The 18857-nt window shown below is 59.7% G+C and carries 19 protein-coding genes; 13 read left to right on the top strand and 6 right to left on the bottom strand.

Annotation, left to right across the window (positions count from 1 at the left end; all coding sequences use genetic code 11):
• The first annotated feature begins 134 nt into the window (after window positions 1-134).
• From QRN38_RS22495 to QRN38_RS22515, 5 genes are all read left to right on the top strand, one after another.
• Complete coding sequence (locus QRN38_RS22495) at window positions 135-1319, top strand: aldo/keto reductase (protein ID WP_032643080.1); 1185 nt, start codon at window positions 135-137, stop codon at window positions 1317-1319.
• 133 nt (window positions 1320-1452) lie between these two features.
• Entirely contained in the window at window positions 1453-2034 is a 582-nt protein-coding gene (locus QRN38_RS22500; protein ID WP_005766135.1) for a TetR/AcrR family transcriptional regulator, read from the top strand.
• Between the two features lie 58 nt (window positions 2035-2092).
• Window positions 2093-3196 (top strand): alkene reductase, encoded by a 1104-nt coding sequence (locus QRN38_RS22505; RefSeq protein ID WP_007246261.1) that lies wholly within the window; start codon window positions 2093-2095, stop codon window positions 3194-3196.
• A gap of 54 nt (window positions 3197-3250) precedes the next feature.
• A complete protein-coding gene (locus QRN38_RS22510; RefSeq protein WP_024681533.1) occupies window positions 3251-3637 on the top strand; it encodes a nuclear transport factor 2 family protein in 387 nt (128 codons plus the stop codon).
• 60 nt (window positions 3638-3697) lie between these two features.
• Window positions 3698-4354, top strand: a complete 657-nt coding sequence (locus QRN38_RS22515) for an SDR family oxidoreductase (RefSeq protein WP_057417748.1) — start codon at window positions 3698-3700, stop codon at window positions 4352-4354.
• A 16-nt stretch (window positions 4355-4370) separates the two neighbouring features.
• On the opposite strand, the gene QRN38_RS22520 is transcribed toward QRN38_RS22515, so the two are convergent.
• Window positions 4371-5468 carry an NADH:flavin oxidoreductase gene (locus QRN38_RS22520; protein WP_011104374.1) on the bottom strand — a complete coding sequence of 366 codons (1098 nt, stop codon included), beginning with the start codon at window positions 5466-5468 and terminating at the stop codon, window positions 4371-4373.
• A 138-nt stretch (window positions 5469-5606) separates the two neighbouring features.
• On the opposite strand from QRN38_RS22520, the gene QRN38_RS22525 reads away from it, so the two are divergent.
• On the top strand, window positions 5607-6530 hold the full coding sequence (locus tag QRN38_RS22525; protein WP_024668269.1) for a LysR family transcriptional regulator: 924 nt from the start codon (window positions 5607-5609) through the stop codon (window positions 6528-6530).
• 41 nt (window positions 6531-6571) lie between these two features.
• Here QRN38_RS22525 and QRN38_RS22530 read toward each other — a convergent pair whose 3' ends face one another.
• From QRN38_RS22530 to QRN38_RS22545, 4 genes are read right to left on the bottom strand one after another with little or no spacing between them, the layout of a single operon-like run.
• Entirely contained in the window at window positions 6572-7444 is an 873-nt protein-coding gene (locus QRN38_RS22530; protein WP_007246265.1) for a transporter substrate-binding domain-containing protein, read from the bottom strand.
• Entirely contained in the window at window positions 7441-8202 is a 762-nt protein-coding gene (locus QRN38_RS22535; RefSeq protein WP_054090749.1) for an amino acid ABC transporter ATP-binding protein, read from the bottom strand. Before QRN38_RS22535 ends, QRN38_RS22530 begins: the two co-directional genes overlap by 4 nt.
• Window positions 8199-8858 (bottom strand): amino acid ABC transporter permease, encoded by a 660-nt coding sequence (locus QRN38_RS22540; protein ID WP_005766148.1) that lies wholly within the window; start codon window positions 8856-8858, stop codon window positions 8199-8201. The genes QRN38_RS22535 and QRN38_RS22540 overlap by 4 nt, the downstream gene beginning before the upstream one ends.
• Window positions 8839-9504: an amino acid ABC transporter permease gene (locus QRN38_RS22545; RefSeq protein ID WP_044389961.1), complete on the bottom strand. Its 666-nt coding sequence runs from the start codon at window positions 9502-9504 to the stop codon at window positions 8839-8841. Before QRN38_RS22545 ends, QRN38_RS22540 begins: the two co-directional genes overlap by 20 nt.
• Window positions 9505-9801: 297 nt before the next feature.
• Between QRN38_RS22545 and QRN38_RS22550 the strand changes: the two genes are divergently transcribed.
• Window positions 9802-9963 carry a hypothetical protein gene (locus tag QRN38_RS22550; protein ID WP_005766152.1) on the top strand — a complete coding sequence of 54 codons (162 nt, stop codon included), beginning with the start codon at window positions 9802-9804 and terminating at the stop codon, window positions 9961-9963.
• A 4-nt stretch (window positions 9964-9967) separates the two neighbouring features.
• Window positions 9968-10606, top strand: a complete 639-nt coding sequence (locus QRN38_RS22555; protein ID WP_057417749.1) for a helix-turn-helix domain-containing protein — start codon at window positions 9968-9970, stop codon at window positions 10604-10606.
• Between the two features lie 110 nt (window positions 10607-10716).
• On the opposite strand, the gene QRN38_RS22560 is transcribed toward QRN38_RS22555, so the two are convergent.
• Window positions 10717-11553 (bottom strand): type III effector, encoded by an 837-nt coding sequence (locus tag QRN38_RS22560; protein WP_010207080.1) that lies wholly within the window; start codon window positions 11551-11553, stop codon window positions 10717-10719.
• Between the two features lie 1257 nt (window positions 11554-12810).
• Here QRN38_RS22560 and QRN38_RS22565 point away from each other — a divergent pair.
• Genes QRN38_RS22565 through QRN38_RS22585 form a run of 5 tightly spaced genes read left to right on the top strand, consistent with a single transcriptional unit; the run spans window position 12811 to window position 18826 of the window.
• The gene (locus tag QRN38_RS22565; protein ID WP_057417751.1) at window positions 12811-14439 is read left to right on the top strand and encodes an ABC transporter substrate-binding protein; all 1629 of its coding nucleotides are present in this window, start codon (window positions 12811-12813) and stop codon (window positions 14437-14439) included.
• Window positions 14436-15386 (top strand): ABC transporter permease, encoded by a 951-nt coding sequence (locus QRN38_RS22570; protein WP_007246271.1) that lies wholly within the window; start codon window positions 14436-14438, stop codon window positions 15384-15386. The genes QRN38_RS22565 and QRN38_RS22570 overlap by 4 nt, the downstream gene beginning before the upstream one ends.
• 4 nt (window positions 15387-15390) lie before the next feature.
• Window positions 15391-16308 carry an ABC transporter permease gene (locus QRN38_RS22575; RefSeq protein ID WP_007246272.1) on the top strand — a complete coding sequence of 306 codons (918 nt, stop codon included), beginning with the start codon at window positions 15391-15393 and terminating at the stop codon, window positions 16306-16308.
• A complete protein-coding gene (locus QRN38_RS22580) occupies window positions 16305-17951 on the top strand; it encodes a dipeptide ABC transporter ATP-binding protein (RefSeq protein ID WP_007246273.1) in 1647 nt (548 codons plus the stop codon). Before QRN38_RS22575 ends, QRN38_RS22580 begins: the two co-directional genes overlap by 4 nt.
• Window positions 17952-17989: 38 nt before the next feature.
• Window positions 17990-18826 (top strand): class I SAM-dependent methyltransferase, encoded by an 837-nt coding sequence (locus QRN38_RS22585; RefSeq protein WP_057417752.1) that lies wholly within the window; start codon window positions 17990-17992, stop codon window positions 18824-18826.
• Window positions 18827-18857: the final 31 nt, after the last annotated feature.

Genomic DNA, 18857 nt, shown 5'->3' on the forward strand with positions numbered 1-18857 from the left:
AAGTGCATCGGCAGGATTGTGCAAAAGACAAGGCGTATTAGGGTCACTCGCCTGATCTGCATTGTTCTAGTTTCCATTTACCCATACTGGCTTTTATGAGCCTTTTGAAACCTCAACCGTGAAAGGAACGCCGGATGGACAGACGAGATTTTCTTACCTATTCAGCGGCGGGTGCTGTTGCCGCCGCTTTGCTGCCCGCATCCAGTATCGCAAGTACGGCGGCCGCAGCCCCGGTGCCCTCCTCGCTGACTGAGCGCGCAAGCGTGATGCGCACGGAAGGACGGCTGGTGCGCGCAAACCTGCCCCTCAATCTGCCCTCGCCGACAATGAGGTACATGACGCCGCAACGCTTTGGTATGGGCGGGACGCAGATCGGCAATATCTTTGCGCCGATCAGCGACGAACAGGCGGATCTGGTTCTCCAGGCTGCCTGGAATGCCGGCATAAGGCTTTATGACACCTCGCCGTTCTACGGGTTTGGCCTGAGCGAATATCGCTTGGGCCGCTTCCTGCGGGGCAAAGATCCAGCCGACTACGTGATCTCCACCAAAGTCGGTCGCGTATTGACGGCCGCCGGTGGCGCGCGACAGGATCATGCTATCTGGAAATCACCGGCGCCCTTCAATTACCGGTATGACTACACCGCAGCAGGCGCGCGTCGCTCCGTGGAAGACAGCCTGCAGCGGCTGGGGCTGCCACGTATCGATATCGTCTTCATCCATGACCTCTCGCCAGATAACACCGAACTGGAAGGCGGATGGGAAGCGGCGTATCGAATTGCGCGTACCGGCGCGATGGTCGAGCTTGAAAAGATGCGGGACGAGGGCCTCATCAAGGCATGGGGTTTTGGAGTCAATACGCCGAATGCGGTGGTTCAGGCAATGGGCAGCGATGACCCGACGCCCGACATCGTGCTGCTTGCCTGCCAGTATTCCCTCATCGACCACAGTGAAGCGTTACGCAATACCTTTCCGGCGCTGCACAGGAAAGGCACCAGCGTTGTAGTGGGAACCCCTCTCAATGACGGGTTTCTGGGAGGGCGCAACCGATACAACTTCAGCCTGGAGCTACCTGCCGGGGCGGTAGAAAAGCGCAAGCGAATCATGGCGGTTGCTGCCCGGCATGGCATCGACATTCATACTGCCGCCCTGCAATTCGCAGCGGCACACCCGCAAGTGTCAGCGATCATTCCGGGGGCGCGCTCGCCGGGGCAGATAATGTCCAATGTACAGGCAATGAAGGTGGGTATTCCCGCAGCGTTTTGGGCGGAACTGAAAAGCCAGAGCTTGATGGATGCTCAAGCGCCTGTTCCTTCTTGACCAGTCGCTTCCTGACGGTTCGATCCTGAAAAGAAACCGGTCTTCTGATTCCATGACAAAAACCACGGCGAGATTCTACCCAGCGAAAATCAACTAGACGACCGGTCGGTCTATGAGTAGGATGCTCGCCATTATGAAGAAACCAGTCCACGACATGCGCCAGCACATCATCGATGTTGCCAGGTCACTGATGACGAACAAAGGCTACACCGCTGTCGGTCTCGCAGAAGTATTGAGCACGGCGGGCGTACCCAAAGGCTCGTTTTACTACTATTTCAAATCCAAGGAAGAATTCGGTCAGGCGCTGCTGGAAGAGTATTTTTCCGAGTACCTGGGCCGGGTCGACGCCCTTATGGCACGCCCCGGCACAGGCGCTGAACGGTTGCTGGCCTATTTTATGTACTGGTCAGAAACCCAAGGCACCGACCTCCCGGAAGGCAAATGCCTGGTGGTCAAACTCGGCGCTGAAGTGTGCGATCTGTCCGAGGACATGCGTTGCGTGCTGGAAGTCGGTACTGCAAAAATCATCCAGCGCATCAGCGCCTGTGTCGAAATGGGTGTATCCGACGGCAGCATTCACCCTGAAGGCGATCATCAGGGTTTCGCAGAATCGCTTTATCAACTCTGGCTTGGCGCCTCCCTTCTGGTGAAGGTCAACAAGTCCACCGAGTCTTTCGATAAAGCGTTGAACATGACCAAGCGCCTGCTCAAGTAGCGGGTGCTTTTTTTTAACCATTTTTAGTAGACGACCGGTCTACTTTTGGATGTTTTCTATGAATGACTTGAGTAAGGCCACCGACCTTTTCTCTCCCGTGCAGATGGGCTCGATCGATCTGGCGAACCGGATTGTGATGGCGCCTGTGACACGCAGCCGCTACGCCGAGGACGGTGTGCCAAACGACCTGCACGCCACCTACTATGCGCAACGTGCGACAGCAGGAATGATCGTGGCCGAAGCAACCAACATTTCCGCTCAAGGCCGGGGCTACGCCGCAACGCCCGGGATCTGGAACGAGAAGCAAGTGGCGGGCTGGCGGAAAGTGACCGACGCGGTGCATGCCGCCGGTGGCAAGATCGTCAGCCAGCTCTGGCACGTTGGCCGGTTCTCCAGTGTTGATCTGCAACCCGGCGGGGAAGCCCCGGTAGCGCCCTCCGCCCTCCAGGCTGAAGGCAACACCTATACCGTCGACGGTTTTGTGCCTGTGTCCATGCCGCGCGCGCTGGAAACCGATGAAATCCCCGGCATCATCGCGCAGTACAGGCACGCAGCCGAGAACGCCAAGCGAGCCGGTTTTGATGGCGTTGAAGTGCACTCGGCCAACAGCTATCTGCTCGACCAGTTTCTGCGCGACTCCACCAATCAACGCACCGATCACTACGGCGGTTCGATAGAAAACCGCGCCCGCCTGACACTGGAAGTGACCCAGGCCATCGTGGACATCTGGGGCAATGACCGGGTCGGCATTCGCTTGTCACCGGTGACGCCCGATGCGGGCAACACCGCGCCGGACAGCAACGTAATGGGCCTGCACGGTTATCTGATCCAGCAGTTGAACACGCTCAATCTTGCGTATCTGCACTTCGTCGAGGGCGCAACCGCCACGTCCCGCGAAGTGCCGGAAGGGGTCGATATGGACGCCCTGAGCGCTCAGTTCCACGGCCCGTTCATTGGCAACAACAACTACGACCTTGAGATGGCGGTCGAGCGCCGGGCGCAAGGCAAGATCGACGCGGTCGCATTCGGCCGCCTGTTCATCTCCAACCCCGACCTGGTTGCCCGCCTGTTTCATGGGGCCGAACTGACCATTGCTCCACGTGAGTCGTACTACGGCGGGGGTGCCAAAGGCTACACCGACTGGCCGCTCGGTCAGTATTGAAGGCGACTCGAGCCCTGCCCCATTTCTGCTGTTCCCTCCCCAGGAGTACTACCCATGAGCAAGAACATCAAAGCCGTACCCACCAGCGATTACAACGCCGTCATCGCAACCGCCAGCAAATACGTAGAGGGCTTGCGTATCGGTAGCGTCGCCACTATCGAAGAAGCGTTCCACAAGGATGCGGTGATGTATGGCTTCACCAACGGTCAACTATTGGGCGGCCCGATCAGCAACCTGTACACGTTTGTCGAAACCAACGGCACTGCGCCCGATATCACAACGCGCCTGGACATACTTGCCATCACTCCAACCACCGCAGTGGTACGCATTGACATGGAAAAGGATGCGATCGGCGCTGACTACAATGACTACCTGACGCTGATCAAAATCGATGGCACCTGGAAAGTGATTGCCAAGGTTTACCACCAGTTTGAAGGTTGATTCGACAGGAGCGTGCCGGCACAAGAGAGCGCCGGCACCTCACCAACAGAGGAATATCTGATGTCCAGAATTTTTGTCATCGGGGCCGCAGGCAAGGTTGGCCAACGCCTTATAAAAAACCTTGGCGACAGCGGTCATGAAGTGATCGCGCTGCACCGCAAGCAAGAGCAGGCGGCGCTGATCAAGGCTACCGGCGCCCTGCCCTTGCTCGGCAACCTGGTCGAGATGGATGCACCTGCGCTGGCCAGCGCAATGACGGGCAGCGACGTGGTGATTTTCACCGCCGGGGCTGGCGGTGCAGGCATTGAGCTGACCAACGCCATTGACGGTGAAGGGCTGAAAACTTCGGTTGCAGCCGCTGAACTCGCCGGCGTGCGGCGTTTCCTGCTGGTGTCGGCATTTCCCGAAGCCGCACGCGGTACAGACATCGGCGCGGGTTTCGAGAATTACATGCGGGTCAAGAAAGACGCCGATGTATGCCTGGCATCGTCTGCACTGGACTGGGTCATTCTCAGGCCAGGCACCTTGGTCGATAGCGCAGGTTCGGGCCAGGTCCGTGCAGGTCTGGCCATTCCGTATGGCGACATCCCGCGCGATGACGTAGCGGCTTTTCTGGCAGCACTGATCGACCAGCCTGAAATATCCCGACAGATCATCGAACTTACCGAAGGCACCACGCCTGTCGAGCTGGCTATAAAAGCCCTCGGCACGCGCTGATACGGATCAGAAATGGCTAGCCAAGCTCACTGTCTTTGATATTGGCAATCGGCCCGAGAATGGCCGGATCAAACTCCCGGATTGCCCCGCCCTCGAGCAGCAACCGTGGAAGGTCCGGATTGGCCAGCGCGCCCTTGCCCACGGCGATGATGTCTGCGCCATCGCGAAAGACCTGCGCGGCTTTTTCCGGGTCGTGCAACCCGCCATTGGCGATCAGCGCAACATCGGGCGCGTAGCGACGAGCCAGTCTGACCAGGCTGGCCTCACCCTGCGCGAAGGCTGGCTGCCAGGCCTGGTGCTCCGTGATGTGAATGTAATCGACACCGGCATCGGCCAGTGCGCCAAAAATGACCTCTGCGTCGCGTTCGCCTCCCGCCCATTTGTGCTGAAAATCGTTGACCTTGCCTTGCGAAATACGCACGCCAACCGGAGCCTGCCCGGCGGCCTTTTTCACCTCGGCGATGACATCGAGCGTAAGGCGCAGACGCTGGTAGACGTTACCGCCCCATTGGTCTGTTCGCTGATTGGTGTAATCGGTCAGAAACTGATCCAGCAAATAGCCGTTTGCGCCATGAATCTCGACCCCGTCAAACCCTGCTGCACCAACAGCCCGTCGCGTGGCGCGGGCGAACCCGTCGAGGGTATCGGCGATGTCCTTGTCGCTCATCGCCCGCGGCACCCGATAGCGGCCCTCGCCATAATAGAACGCCATCTGTTCACCTTTTGGGCGAATGGCAGAGGGGCCAGCGGCTTCGTTGACGAAGCGATTGGCCTGACTGAGCGCCCCCGCGTGCATGATCTGCGCAATTACCGCACTGCCATGACGATGAACCGCATCGGTCGTGGCGCGCCATGCCAGGGCTTGCTCGTCATCGGTGAGGCCAGGCTGGAACGGGTATCCTTGGGAAAAACTGCGATCGGTGTAGTTGCCCTCGGTGATAATCAGACCGAAACCGCCTTTGGCGAATCGCTCGTAGTACCGAGCCATGGCCTGTGTTGCGCAGCCCTGCTCGGTCGCGCTGACTCGGGTCATGGGCGCGAGTGCGAACCTGTTCTTCAGTTTCAGACTTCCCATATTGAACAGCGCTGGAACGTCTTTGTTTATCTCGCTCATACTTCAAAACCTCACCGTGCAGGTAGCCTGCGATTGGCCCGCAGTCATTGACAGAACCTGCACGACGGTAAGTCTTGAGGCCGCTCAGCGGAACCCAGCCATTCAGATAAGGCGCTTTAACGGAAATGGATAGAATCTGTGCAAATTTCTGACATTGAGGTGTTCGCGGCCATCGCCTCCAGCAGGAGCCTGTCCGAAGCAGCACGGCGACTCGGGTTATCTCCGATGGCGGTTTCCAGACGCCTGGCTGCGCTGGAAAACGACTTGGGCGTGAGGCTGGTTCACCGAACAACCCGCTCGGTATCACTGACCCCGGAAGGCGAAGTTTTTCTGCCTCACGCCAAGACGATGCTGCAAGCAAGCGAGGCCGCCCGTGCCACGCTGAAAGCGGACGCAGGCACTGCCAGCGGCATTTTGCGAGTGACAGCACCCAGCGTGTTTGGCCAGACAGTCATCATGCCGCTGCTGCCCGAATTGATGCTGGAAAATCCGGCATTGAGCATCGACCTGACGCTCTCGGACAGCATCGTCGACATTGCCGGGCTGGGGATCGATGTCGCCATCCGGATTGCCACGATACGCGACTCGGCCTTGGTGGCCCGGTCGTTGGCACCCAACCCTCGGGTCGTGTGTGCAAGCCCCGACTACCTTGTGCGGCGCGGCACGCCGACGGTAATGGACGATCTCAGGCACCACCCGTGTATTGCCTTGCATGGCATGCCTTACTGGTCTTTTACCCGGGGCGGCGAGCCCGTGACCATTCGGGCGCAGGGGTCTTTTTCTGCCAACAGTGTCGAAGCCGTCCGTACGGCCAGCAAACAAGGCCTGGGGCTGGCCATGCTGACCTATTGGGATATTCAGCAGGAAATCAGGGAAGGCAGTCTTCGGCAGATAGACTTTGAAGATGCCCTCCCCGAACAACTGTCGATCACGGCGGTGCTGCCAACACGCCAGCGTGTTCCTCACCGGGTGCGCCTGTTCGTTGACCGCCTGGAAGCAGAGCTTCAGAAACACAACGCAGGCTCAACGGGTACAGCCTCGTCAACGAACGAACCGGCATAACGCCGGTTCGCACTCTCTGCGCTGCACTCAAACGCCGACCCTCAAGGCTTCCAGTTGCCACCCTCGACGATGACCGCATTAGGGTCAGTGCCTTCGGCCAGCTCAGGGCGCACATACTGGTCGTAGAGTTTGAGCAGGTATTTCTCTTCGCCCAGTCTGGTCAGCTCGGTGTTGACCCAGTCACGCAGTTCAATGTTGCCTTTCTTGACGGCTGGAGCGATGGGCGCTTCGTCACCCAGCTTTTGCTCCAGCACGCGGTAGCCGGGGTTTTTCTTCGCCCAGCTGAACAGCACCAGGTTGTCCTGCGCATAAGCGTCGCCACGGCCATTGGCCAGCGCTTGCAGGGACTCGGAGTTTTTCTCGAACTTCAGCACTTTCCAGTCCGGGTGGTTTTTCGTCAGCCATATATCCGCGGTGGTGCCGGTGGTAACGATGGTGGTCTTGCTTGCCAGATCGTCCAGCGTCTTCACCGGGCTGGCTTCGGGCACCAGCGCCTGCACCGCAACGCGCAGGTTGGGGTGGGTGAAGTCCACGGCCTCGCTGCGTTCCGGGGTGACGGTCATGTTGGCCAGAATCAGATCGACCTTGTCGCTCTGCAAAAACGGGATGCGGCTGGCAGGCTCGACCACCACGAACTCGACTTTCTTCTCGTCACCCAGCAGGTCCTTGGCAAAACGCTTGCCCAGGTCTGTGTCGAAACCGACGTATTGACCTTGTTCGTTGACGAAGCCAAAAGGCGGTTTGTCGCTGAACACGCCGACAATCAGTTTGTCACGGGCCTTGATGGTTTCGAGGTAGCTGGTGGATGGTGAAGGTGCAGCCTTGGCGACCGGCTTCTGTTCGGCGGGCTTGTCGCAGCCGGCCAGCAGAGTAAAGGCAATCAACGGTAAAACGAGGGCAGTCTTGAAGCTCACGATGCTTTCCTTTTTGGCATGTTTTCCACGTAGGAGAACCTCTCCAGGAACTGCTGCGCGCGTGCGGTCTGCGGGGCGCTGAAGAAAGTTTCGGGGTCGTTCTGTTCCGCGATGATTCCACGGTCCATGAACAGGATTCGGTCAGCTACCGCTCTCGCGAAGGCCATTTCATGGGTGACGATGAGCATGGTCATGCCGCCCTGTGCCAGATCGAGTATCACTTCCAGCACTTCCTTGACCATCTCTGGATCAAGGGCTGCAGTGACTTCATCGAACAGCATGACTTTGGGGTTCATGCACAGCGCACGTACGATGGCGATACGCTGCTGCTGGCCGCCGGACAGCTCGCGTGGATAGGCGTCGCGTTTGTCGGCCAGGCCCACCCGTTCCAGCAGCGCTTCAGCCTGCTGACGGGCCTCGACCGCCGCACGCTTTTGCACGCGCAACGGGCCGAGCAGGATGTTATCGAGCACAGTCATGTGTGGAAACAGGTGATAGCTCTGAAACACCATGCCGATCTGCTGCCTCACCAGCCGCCAGTCGGCGTTGGCCGGCAGCGCCTTGCCGGCAAAATGCAGAGTGCCCGCGTGGCCCAGCTCCAGACCATTGAGGCAACGCAGCAAGGTGCTCTTGCCGCAACCGCTGGGGCCGAGAATCACCACGACCTCGCCCTCCTGCACCTTCAGGTCGACGTCTCGCAATACCGGTGTAGCACCGAAGTTTTTACTGAAACCGGACAGTTCGATCAATGTGCTCATACGTGATTCCAGCGCCGTTCAAGCACGCGCGAGGCGGCTGACAGCGGATAGCAGACGATAAAAAAGAACAAAAACAGAAAGCCGTAGATCAGCACCGACTCATAAGTGCGCTCGATAATCTGCTGGCCGACCTTGGTGATGTCGATGACGCCGATCAACACTGCCAGCGAACTGGTCTTGATCAGGCGCGTGTAGACATTGATCACCGGCGGCGTCAGGCGCTTGAGCGCTTGCGGCAAGAGCACTCGACCATACAACTGGCCCAGACCGAGGCCGATCGCCAGGCCCGCTTCACGTTGCCCGCGCGGGATGGAACGCAACCCGCCGCGCACCACTTCGCCGACCTCGCTGGCCCCCCACAGCGACAACACCAGAACCGCGCACCAGAACGCCGGAATGCTCAGGCCAAAGAAGATCGGCAAGCCAAAGAAGAACAGGTACAACCAGACCAGCACGGGGATCGCCCGGAACAGCTCCAGATAAATGCGCAGCGGTATCTCGAGCCAACGCTTGCCGAGGCTGCGCAACACGCCGTAACACAGGCCACCCACACTGCTGAAGACAATCGCAAGCAGCGAAATTCCCAGTGTGCGGCCTGCCCCGGTGATCAATTGCGGCGCCGACACCCACAACAATTCAAGACCCGAACTGGCCATGCTGGAGCCTCCTTTCCAGAAGGCCAAGCAACAGCGACAACGGCAGGAACAACAGCACACACAGGCCGGTCATCACCGCGAGCATCTCGTAGGTCTTGTAATACAGCGCGATGTAGCTTTTGGTGGTGTACAGGATTTCCGGTACCGCAACCGCCGACACCACGGTGGTTTCCTTGAGCAGGAAGACAAAGTTGGCGAACAGTGCCGGCAGGCTGAGGATGCCCGCCTGCGGCAGAATGACGTGCCGCAGCAACTGCCAGCGAGACAACCCGATGGACAGGCCGGACTCGATCTGCGCCTTGGGCACCGCTTCAATCCCCGCCCGCAGGATCTCGGTCAGGTAAGCACCGCCGAGGAACGTCATGGCGATCACCGCCGAGGCAAAGCCCGACACGCGAATGCCCATCGTCGGCAAAGCGAAGTAGATGAAAAACAGCTGGATCAGCAACGGCGTGTTACGGGCGAGTTCGACGTACACCGGCACCAGACGGTGCAACACCGGCACCCGAAACATGGCAATCGCTGCATTGATGATCGCCACGCTCAGCGAGGTCAGAATCGCAATCAGCCCTACTTGAAGGGTGACACCAACGGCTTTGAAAAACGCAGGCAACGTGGAAAGGGCGAACGCGTAATCGAAGGTCATCGCGGGCCTTCTACGTGATGGTAAGCGAACGGGAGAGACATCAGGCGGGGCCTTGAACTGGCTGATTGATATATAGCTTAACCGTCTGTTTTGTATAAATTTAATACCTGTTTCGCATAAGCATAGAGCGGGAACGGTGTATGACTCAAGGCTGCGCACCTGCGCCTTGCTAAGCACCAAATGGAATTAATACATACTAACTCAGTATTTATGGATCTATACGGATTCGCAGTAGTGTGAGCATCACTTGGCCGCCCGCCCAGGCCAAACCCATGCAAAAACTGTGAGAGCCGCCTCATGTCTGATTCTGCAAACGTCATCGATTTCAATCTTTACCGCAAACGACGCCAGGCACGGGCTGCGGCTGAACTGATGTGGGCCATGTACGTCGCCAGGGCCAGCGTTTCCAGTTTCACCGTTGCCGTTGCAAGCACCTCCAGCGAGACGCGCCAGGCCTGAATCAATGAATTTTCTACACACCGTTGAGGGTCAGGAACAAACAGCACAGGGATCCGGTGACAGCATCCAGAGCGATGAGGACCTGATAGGCCCCCGGGTCGCGCGCAACCTGCAACGGTTGCGCAGCAAACGCTATTTATCCATGGACGCACTCGCCCGCCTGACCGGCGTCAGCAGAGCAATGCTTGCGCAAATCGAGTCAGGCCGCAGCGTGCCGTCAATCAAGGTGCTGTGCAAGATTGCCAAAGGCTTGAAGGTCTCGATCGCTGCATTTCTCGAGGACCGCGCCTTTGAAGGCGTGGAGCTGTTGCCTGCGCAACACAGCAAGCGGTTGGTCAGTGCCAGTGGTGTGTTTGTCAGTCGGGCGTTGTTCCCCTTCGACATGGCACGCCAATCGGAATTCTACGAGATACGCCTTGGTGCATTGGGGGAAGAAATCTCCAAAGGGCATGGCCCCGGCGTGCAGGAAAACCTCGTGGTCGCCCAGGGCGTACTCGAAGTCAGCGTCAATGAAGAGCGCTACCTGTTGTCCACCGGCGACTCGATTCTGTTCTACGCCGACCAGCCGCACCGCTACCGAAACCCCGCCGACAGTGAAGCGTTGGCGTTTCTGGTGATGACCTACCCCGAGCGCATGGACTGAGCCCTGACGCAGGTGCGAAGTCCGTGACTCGGGAGCTTTCCACGCCGACCTTCGAAGTGGCAGTGAGCGCTGTCGGCGCTAGCTTGATGGGCTTTTAGCTGTCAGCGCGGTCAGGGGACTATTCTAAAAGCATACTTGGCGATATTTTCGGCGTTAAGCGTTTCTCTGGTCATCGGATGCTCAGGCTTGCCTGCGAGGAATTGGGCAAGTTTTTTCATATCCATGAACACCAGGTCCTTATTTGCCTCTCGGCTGTAAGACTCCGACATGTCCGTTGCCTTACCTGCCAGGCCGATCACCTGCTGATCCGAACTGGTCAGCGACAATTCTTCACCAAAAAGGCATTGCGTCGCGTCGTCTGGGTGGTCCGCCGCATCCTTGAAGCCCGGTTTATTGGAGGCAGCATCGGCCTTAGAGACCGTACGCAACTTATTGAATTGTTTAGATAAATTTAGGGCTGCGCGTATGTCGGCAACAACCGCCTGCCGCTCGTAACGGTTGTTTACAAAGGCCGCAACAGTCTCCCTGACCCCCGCGCCCGGATTCAGGCTCAGCAAGCGCACTCCGTAGGCCACATTATTTTCGTAATCCTCCCGCGCCGGTATTACCTGCAATCTTGTGGCACGCGCGCTATCTGGTCGCCTGGAGACGGTCGCGGGAGCCACCGGAACGGCTGGACGAGGCGCTTGAGCACGAGCGGGACGAGGCCCTAGTGCGCGGTGCAGCGCAACACTCAAATTCATCAGCGGGTTTTCCATAAGGCTCTCTCCCGTATCGATACTTGGCGCAATGCCCACACCCTGCAAGGCGTACGCTATATCCATGGGGATCGGGCGGCGATGCAATATATGTCTTTCAAGCGCGGCGCGCAGGTCCTCCATATCAACCCCCTGCTGAGCCAATCCTTGCAGCGCGGCGTCGGCCTCGTTATTACCATGATTACGCATCACAACCCTGTTAGCGCCTGTGGGTACCTGGTTTACGCGTGGCGGGCTTCTGTCTACAGGCCTTTGAGAGGCAGACGCGTTCGAAGCGCTCGACGGACGTCTCTGATTAGGCGTCATCAACCCGGCGAACCGCCCCAATAACGTACGCTGGTTGCTGCCCGATGATGATTCCGTAGAAGTGGGCGGCACCGTCGACCGCTCCGGCGTCCTTACGGAGGACCGCGCTGCTGTTCTTGGGGGGGGCTGACGCCTCCTGTTGGCGAACCTCCCGACGGAGAGCCGCACGGAACGCGGTAGCGAGCTCTGAGCCACTAATGAGTTCACCCGCTAGCAGGTGAGGGAAATGCTCGATCAAAATACTCTGTACTGTTCGAGAAGGAAGAGCTATCGCGTGGCGACGCATGGCATTGTCAATCATGGTGTTAATACCGGCAAGATCAGCGCCCGCGTCAACCAATTGTTGAACAATTCTATTGGCGTGTGGCACCGCACCTGTGTGGCGTGGGGAGGTACCGGCAAGCGCCTGCGGTGTGCGTCCTCCCTCTGTGCGTACATGCGACGCTGCTGCATCAGCCTCCGGCGTGTGTCTTTCCTCTGCACGTGCCTGCGGCGCTGCAGCCTCGGCAGACTCCTGCGGCCTGATGGGCACTCCAGCCTCCGCCGTTGGCGGCATACCCTGCGCCACCCACTCCCTGGTTTGGCGCGACAGCGGCCTGGCTCGCAAAAGCATTTCGCGTCGATCTCGCGCCTGCGACGCGGGTGCATCCGGAGGCGCCGGCAAGCGCGGACTGTTCGAGGATCTCGCGCCACTGCTGGATCCGTGTGCGCCCCCCGATGCTGGCTCGGGGTCTGTGTGGCCAACAAAATAAGCGCCCGATGGTCCCGCTCTATTGATACCCGCCATATGCTGATCCTCTCCGATCTTCTGCCTGCGGACCGAATCACCCGCAAGATCAGCTCTGTGTGGAAAAAGAGCAGGAAAGAGTTCCATCACACCTTTCCCTATACACCCTGGGGAACGTACACCACACAACCAGACACACCCTCTAAAAATACCAATAAAGCATAATTAGTTATCAAATAAATCACAAAAACCTATATTAGCTTAGAAGAAAAAAGACTTTTACAGCGCCCTTCCATAAGAATACGGTCTTAAAACCAGCTACAGCGCTGCGCTCGACTTGAAGAGGATTTTTCCATGCCCCGCACTCAACCTTCGACATTCCCAAACGGATTCGTGTATCGGAGGGCAGCACGATGAGCGGGCGCCCTCTCCTCACGCGCCTGCTGTTCGCCGCTATTACTGTCACCCTGCTCGGCTGTTCGCCTTCGGGCCAGGACAGCCAGGCTGGCAAGACACTCAAGGTCACTTTTTTCAGAGACAACACCACGCTGGTCAGCCTTGACCCGTTCCAGGTGTACTGGCTGGAGCACCGAGTGGTGCTGCGTAACGTTGCCGAGTCGCTGACCGATCAGGACCCGCAGAACGGCGACATCATTCCCTGGCTGGCGGAACGCTGGGAGGTCAGTGACAACGCGCTGGAGTACACCTTTCACTTGCGCAAGGACGTGACGTTCAGCAATGGCACGCGCTTCGATGCTCAGGCCGTAAAGACCGCCTATGACACCAACAAGGCGTTCGCCGACCAGTTGCCGGCCACCTTTGGCGCGACCTACCTGAAAGGCTACGACCACGCTCAAGTGCTGGATTATTTCACCGTCAAGCTGGTGCTGGCCAAACCCAATGCCGGATTCCTGCAAGCCACCTCCACCACCAACCTCGCCATACTCGCCCCGCAGTCCTACGCACTCAGCGTCAAGGAGCGTTCATTGGGCGCGATCATCGGCACCGGGCCTTTCGTGCTGGAGCGCTACACCCCGGAGAGCGGCCTGCGTCTGACCAAGCGCAAGGGCTATGCCTGGCCATCAGCCAACGCACAAAACAAGGGCGAGGCGCATCTGGATGCAGTCGACGTCAGCTATGTGCCGGAAGAAAGTGTGCGCAACGGCCAGTTCGTTCAGGGCCAGGTGGATATTCTCTGGCCGCGCAACCCGTTTTCCGAGGTCGATCTGAACCTGTTCAAATCCAGGGGCGCGACCATCCAGAGCCGTTCGCTGCCAGGGCCGGCCCTGAACATGTACCCCAACACCCGTGGCAATCGCACCCTCGCCGACCGTAACGTGCGTCTGGCCCTGCAAAAGGCCATTGACCGCAAAACCTATGCAGCCACGGTTTACAACCCGCAGTTCCCGGTGGTTTCGGGCATCTACGATGTCACCACACCGTTTTACAAAAACCAGGCTGACAAACTGGCCTACGACCCTCAAGGGGCCGAACGCCTGCTCGACGAGGCTGGCTGGGCAAAAAATGCCGACGGCTATCGCTACAAGGACGGCAAGCGCCTGAAACTGGCTTACAACCTGTCGCCCGCCGAAACCGCTGGTGACGTGCTGATCCAGGATCAACTGCGCAAAGTCGGTATCGAGTTCAAGCTCAACGTAGTCACCACCGCCGAGTGGGCCGCGAACAATGCCGCGGGCAACTACGACCTGACCTACAACTACATGACCCGCGCCGACCCGATCATCCTGCAGACAATCATCGACCCGCGCAGCGCCAACAGCTCAACGCTGGCCACCAACCTTTACGCACCGCAAACGCTGCCAAAGGCCCTGGAACTGTTCGATGCCGGACTGACCGCCACGCGCAGCGAGCAGCGCGCAAAAGCCTATGGCGACTTGCAGGATTTGCTGATCGACGAAGGTTCGGCATTCCCGGTCTATGAGCGGGTCTGGCAAGCCGCCACTGCAAAAAACGTGCGTAACTTCCACTGGACCGCCGAAGGGTTCGCGCTGTTCAACGACATCGAGATCGCAGCGCCATGAGCCGTTATATCCTCGGCCGAATCGCGCAGGCGTTGCTGGTGCTCTGGGGTGCCTACAGCATCACCTATTTCATTCTGTACCTGCTGCCCGGTGACACGCTGTCGATCATGCTCAGCGCTTCCGGTGTTGAAATCGACTCGCTGTCCGCGCAGGACCTTGCCAAGGCCAAGTTGTATTACGGGCTGGATCGCGGGGTTTTCGAGCAGTACTTAGACCTGTTGTGGGGCGCGATTCACGGCGATTTCGGCAATTCGCTGACCCTCAACCGCCCGGTCTCGGAACTGCTGGTCGAGCGTCTGCCGCAAACCCTGAGCCTGGCCGGCCTGGCCATTGTGCTGTCGCTGATCGGCGGGATCGGTCTGGCGTACCTCACCGCCTACGTGCGCTGGCAGCCGCTGAAAGTGGCGCTGTCACGCTTGCCGTCGCTGGGCTTTTCGGTGCCGGTGTTCTGGATGGGCCTGCTGTTCATCCAGTTGTTCGCGTTCAGCCTTGGCTGGTTCCCGGCGACCGGCAATCAGGGCTTCGCCAGCCTGATCCTCCCCGCCGTCACGCTGGCGATCCCCAGCGCTGCGGTGTACGCGCAGGTCCTGCAACGCGGCTTTCAGGGGGTGTGGAAAGAACCCTACATCATTACCGCCTACGCCAAAGGCCTGACCCGCGCGCAGGTTCAGGCCCGCCATGCGTTCAAGAACGCCGCCCTGCCGCTGTTGACGCTGATCGGTCTGCAAGTGGGCAACACGGTTTCCGGGGCCGTGCTGGTGGAAACCATCTTCGCCCGCGCCGGGGTCGGCCGCCTGGCTCAGGAAGCCGTGCTGCGCCAGGACATTCCGGTGGTACTGGCCATCGTTGCGGTTTCGGCCGCAGCCTTCGTTGTGGTCAATCTGATTGTTGACCTGCTGTACCCCGCGCTGGATCCGCGCATCGCCCACACGCCAAAGGTCTCTTGACGCCATGACCATTTTCGACGACCGCCTTGCACGCCTGACCCAGGCTGTTCTCACCTCTAAAACCCCATCGGCGGCGCAATGGCGACGACGCAGCAACCTGAGCCGAGTTATCGAGGCGGTCAGGCCGCTGCTGCGTCGGCCGGGGTTTGTGCTCGCCGTGGCGTTGGTGGCCTTTGCGCTACTGGCCGCGCTGGCACCCAACCTGTTGACCAGCTACACGCCTTACGCCACCTCGCCCACCGACAAACTCATCCCGCCGAACGCCGTGCACTGGTTTGGCACCGACGAACTGGGCCGTGATCTTTATACCCGCGTTGTGCATGGCTCCAGCCTGTCGGTGCAGGCCGCCCTGCTGGCGGTGGGCATTGCCATGGCCGGCGGCCTGAGCCTTGGGGTGATTTCCGGTTTTGCGGGGGGCCGCATCGATGCCGTGATCATGCGTTTCATCGACGTATTGCTGGCGCTGCCCGGCCTGCTGCTCGCGCTGGCGATTGTCACCGCCATCGGTTTCGGCACCCTCCCGGTGGCTATCGCGGTGGGCGTGGGGATCATTCCGGGTTTCGCCCGCACCACCCGCGCCGAGGTGCTGCGGGTCAAGACACTGCCGTATGTGGAAGCGGCGCGGCTAGGCGGCGCCAGTTGGACCCGCACCCTGCTGCGGCACATTTTGCCCAACGCCTGGGGCCCGGTGGCGGTGCTCGCTACGCTGGACTTCGGCGCGGCGATTCTGGCCACTGCCGGGCTGAGCTTTCTCGGCTTCGGCGCAGAGCCGCCAGCCGCCGAATGGGGCACGCTGATCGCCAACGGCCGTCACTTTCTGATAACAGCACCTTGGGTATCGCTGCTGCCCGGCCTGTTTCTGGTCGGCGTGGTGTTCAGCTTCAACCACATCGCCCGCACTCTGGAAGAGGTTCAACGATGACTGACAGCCCGCCACTGATCGACATCCGTCATCTGAGTGTCGCTTACCGTTTCGACGGCCAGATCAACCAGGCCGTGCGCAGCGTGTCATTCCAGGTGGCCAGCGGCGAAACCGTGGCGATTGTCGGCGAATCCGGCTCCGGCAAGTCAACCCTGGCCAACGCGATCCTCGGCCTGCTACCGGACAACGCGCGCATCAACGGCGGCGAACTGCATATCGATGGTCACGACCTGAGCCACGCCTCCGAGCGCGAGAGACGTCGGGTTCGCGGCAGTGTGATCGGTCTGGTGCCACAAGACCCGATGGTCAGCCTCAACCCGACATTGCGCATCGGTCGGCAGATTGCCGAAGCGCTGATTCTGGCCAATGGCCGCCGCTATCCGGCAGTCGATGCCGATGTGCTGGAATTGCTCCAGCAGGTCGGCCTGGACAAGCCCGTGCTGCGCGCCCGACAGTACCCGCACGAGCTGTCCGGCGGCATGCGCCAACGTGTGTTGATTGCCATTGCGCTGGCCGGCAACCCGCGCCTGATCATCGCTGACGAGCCCACCAGCGCGCTGGATGTGACGGTGCAGCGCAAGATCCTCGATCACCTGCAACGACTGGTCGCCGAACGGGGCATTTCCCTGCTGATCATCACCCATGACCTCGGCGTGGCAGCCGATCGGGCTGATCGCGTACTGGTGATGAAAAGTGGCGAGCTGGTCGAACAAGGCGCGCCGCAACACATTCTCATCAACCCGGCTCATGCCTACACTCGCGCACTGATTGCCGCAGCACCGGCTTTCGGCCAGCGCAAAAGCCCGGCAGCACCCCGCGTGGTGTCGAGCAATGACACGCCGCTGTTGACCCTGAGCAACATCGGCAAGACCTATCGCTTGCCTTACGTCAAAGGCGAGGATGCCGATTTTCAGGCATTGCAGGACGTCAATTTCAAGGTGTATCCCGGCCAGACCCTGGCGATTGTCGGCGAGTCCGGTTCAGGCAAAAGCACTGCGCTGCGCATTGCCCTGGGCCTGGAGAAACCGACCTGCGGGCGAGTGTTGCTTGAAGGACGTGATGTCACCGACCTCGGCTGGCGCGAGTTTAGGCCCTTGCGACGGCGTATCCAGTTGGTGCAGCAAAATCCGTTTGCCGCGCTGGACCCGCGCTTTACGTTATTCGAGAGCATCGTCGAGCCACTGGTCTCATTCGGCCTGCTGAAAGGCCGGGAACTGGAACAGGCAGCCCGCCAGTTGATTGAGCGGGTGCACCTGCCAGTGGCTTACCTGGACCGCCTGCCCCGCGAGCTGTCGGGCGGGCAGCGCCAGCGGGTGGCGATTGCCCGAGCGCTGGCGCTGAAACCGGATTTGCTGCTGCTTGATGAGCCGGTGTCGGCGCTCGATGTGTCAGTGCAGGCGCAAATTCTCGACTTGCTGGTAGAGCTGCAAGCCGAATCCGGCATTGCCTACGTGCTGGTCTCTCACGACCTCGCGGTGGTCGCCAGCGTCGCCCATCAGGTGCTGGTGCTCAAGCATGGCAAGACCATCGAACACGGCCCGGCCAGCGACGTTTTCGAGCGGCCGGAAGCCGCCTACACTCAAGAATTGATTGCTGCGATACCCGGCCGCCGCCTGGAGCTACAGGCAGCGGCACAGCACTAAAATCCGGCCCGTTTCAGCCGTCTACTTTCAGGAAGATCATGAACAAAGCCCTCATCGCGTTAAGCCTCGCCACCCTCCTGCTGCCCGGTATCAGCCAGGCTGCCTCGCCCGACGCGCACATCAGCGACGAGCAATACGCCACAGTGCTCAAGGGCCCTTGGCGAGCCAAGGAAAACAGCGCGCGCGACACCTATCGCCATCCACAACAGACCCTGCAGTTTTTCGGTGTGCGGGCCGACCAGACGGTCATCGAAATCACCCCCGGTGGCGGCTGGTACAGCGAAATTATTGCGCCATTGCTCAAAGACCGCGGCCACTACATTGCGGCGCTACAGGCGCCCTCTTCCGATGAATCAAGCAAGCAGGCCGCAGACCGCCTTAAAAAGAAATTCCAGGCCGACCCCGCACGTTATGCCAACGCCGGATTCGTCGAGTTCGACCCGCAAAAACCGGTGTTTGGCGCACCCGACTCGGCCGATCACGTGCTGACCTTTCGCAACGTACACAACTGGATCGAGGCCGACGATGCCCGGCAAATGTTTACCGGGTTCTTCGACGTACTCAAACCGGGCGGCGTGCTCGGTGTTGTAGATCATCGAGGCAACGAAGGCGCAGACCTGCAGAGCATCAAGCAAAGTGGCTACCTGCCCACCGCCTACGTCGTGAAACTGGCCACCGAAGCAGGCTTTGAACTGCAAGCGCAAAGCGAAATCAACGCCAACCGCAAAGACACCAAGGACTACGAGGCAGGCGTCTGGACACTGCCGCCGGCCTTGAAGCTGGGTGACAAGGAGCGCGCCAGGTACCTGGCCATTGGCGAGTCGGACCGCTTTACACTGCGCTTTGTAAAACCGATCAAGACGGCAAGCCGGTAGGCGGCACTGCGCTACAAGCGCCTGGCCAACC

The organism is Pseudomonas sp. CFBP2511, assembly GCF_030209255.1.
Lineage (GTDB): Bacteria > Pseudomonadota > Gammaproteobacteria > Pseudomonadales > Pseudomonadaceae > Aquipseudomonas > Aquipseudomonas avellanae.

Bases quoted from the DNA above. Each gene is read 5' to 3' on its own strand.
- QRN38_RS22515 (WP_057417748.1), top strand. From the start codon at position 3,698: ATGTCCAGAATTTTTGTCATCGGGGCCGCAGGCAAGGTTGGCCAACGC.
- QRN38_RS22510 (WP_024681533.1), top strand. From the start codon at position 3,251: ATGAGCAAGAACATCAAAGCCGTACCCACCAGCGATTACAACGCCGTC.
- QRN38_RS22575 (WP_007246272.1), top strand. From the start codon at position 15,391: ATGACCATTTTCGACGACCGCCTTGCACGCCTGACCCAGGCTGTTCTC.
- QRN38_RS22495 (WP_032643080.1), top strand. From the start codon at position 135: ATGGACAGACGAGATTTTCTTACCTATTCAGCGGCGGGTGCTGTTGCC.
- QRN38_RS22570 (WP_007246271.1), top strand. From the start codon at position 14,436: ATGAGCCGTTATATCCTCGGCCGAATCGCGCAGGCGTTGCTGGTGCTC.
- QRN38_RS22565 (WP_057417751.1), top strand. From the start codon at position 12,811: ATGAGCGGGCGCCCTCTCCTCACGCGCCTGCTGTTCGCCGCTATTACT.
- QRN38_RS22545 (WP_044389961.1), bottom strand. From the start codon at position 9,504: ATGACCTTCGATTACGCGTTCGCCCTTTCCACGTTGCCTGCGTTTTTC.
- QRN38_RS22535 (WP_054090749.1), bottom strand. From the start codon at position 8,202: ATGAGCACATTGATCGAACTGTCCGGTTTCAGTAAAAACTTCGGTGCT.
- QRN38_RS22585 (WP_057417752.1), top strand. From the start codon at position 17,990: ATGAACAAAGCCCTCATCGCGTTAAGCCTCGCCACCCTCCTGCTGCCC.
- QRN38_RS22540 (WP_005766148.1), bottom strand. From the start codon at position 8,858: ATGGCCAGTTCGGGTCTTGAATTGTTGTGGGTGTCGGCGCCGCAATTG.
- QRN38_RS22520 (WP_011104374.1), bottom strand. From the start codon at position 5,468: ATGAGCGAGATAAACAAAGACGTTCCAGCGCTGTTCAATATGGGAAGT.
- QRN38_RS22505 (WP_007246261.1), top strand. From the start codon at position 2,093: ATGAATGACTTGAGTAAGGCCACCGACCTTTTCTCTCCCGTGCAGATG.
- QRN38_RS22555 (WP_057417749.1), top strand. From the start codon at position 9,968: ATGAATTTTCTACACACCGTTGAGGGTCAGGAACAAACAGCACAGGGA.
- QRN38_RS22500 (WP_005766135.1), top strand. From the start codon at position 1,453: ATGAAGAAACCAGTCCACGACATGCGCCAGCACATCATCGATGTTGCC.
- QRN38_RS22580 (WP_007246273.1), top strand. From the start codon at position 16,305: ATGACTGACAGCCCGCCACTGATCGACATCCGTCATCTGAGTGTCGCT.
- QRN38_RS22550 (WP_005766152.1), top strand. From the start codon at position 9,802: ATGTCTGATTCTGCAAACGTCATCGATTTCAATCTTTACCGCAAACGA.
- QRN38_RS22560 (WP_010207080.1), bottom strand. From the start codon at position 11,553: ATGCGTAATCATGGTAATAACGAGGCCGACGCCGCGCTGCAAGGATTG.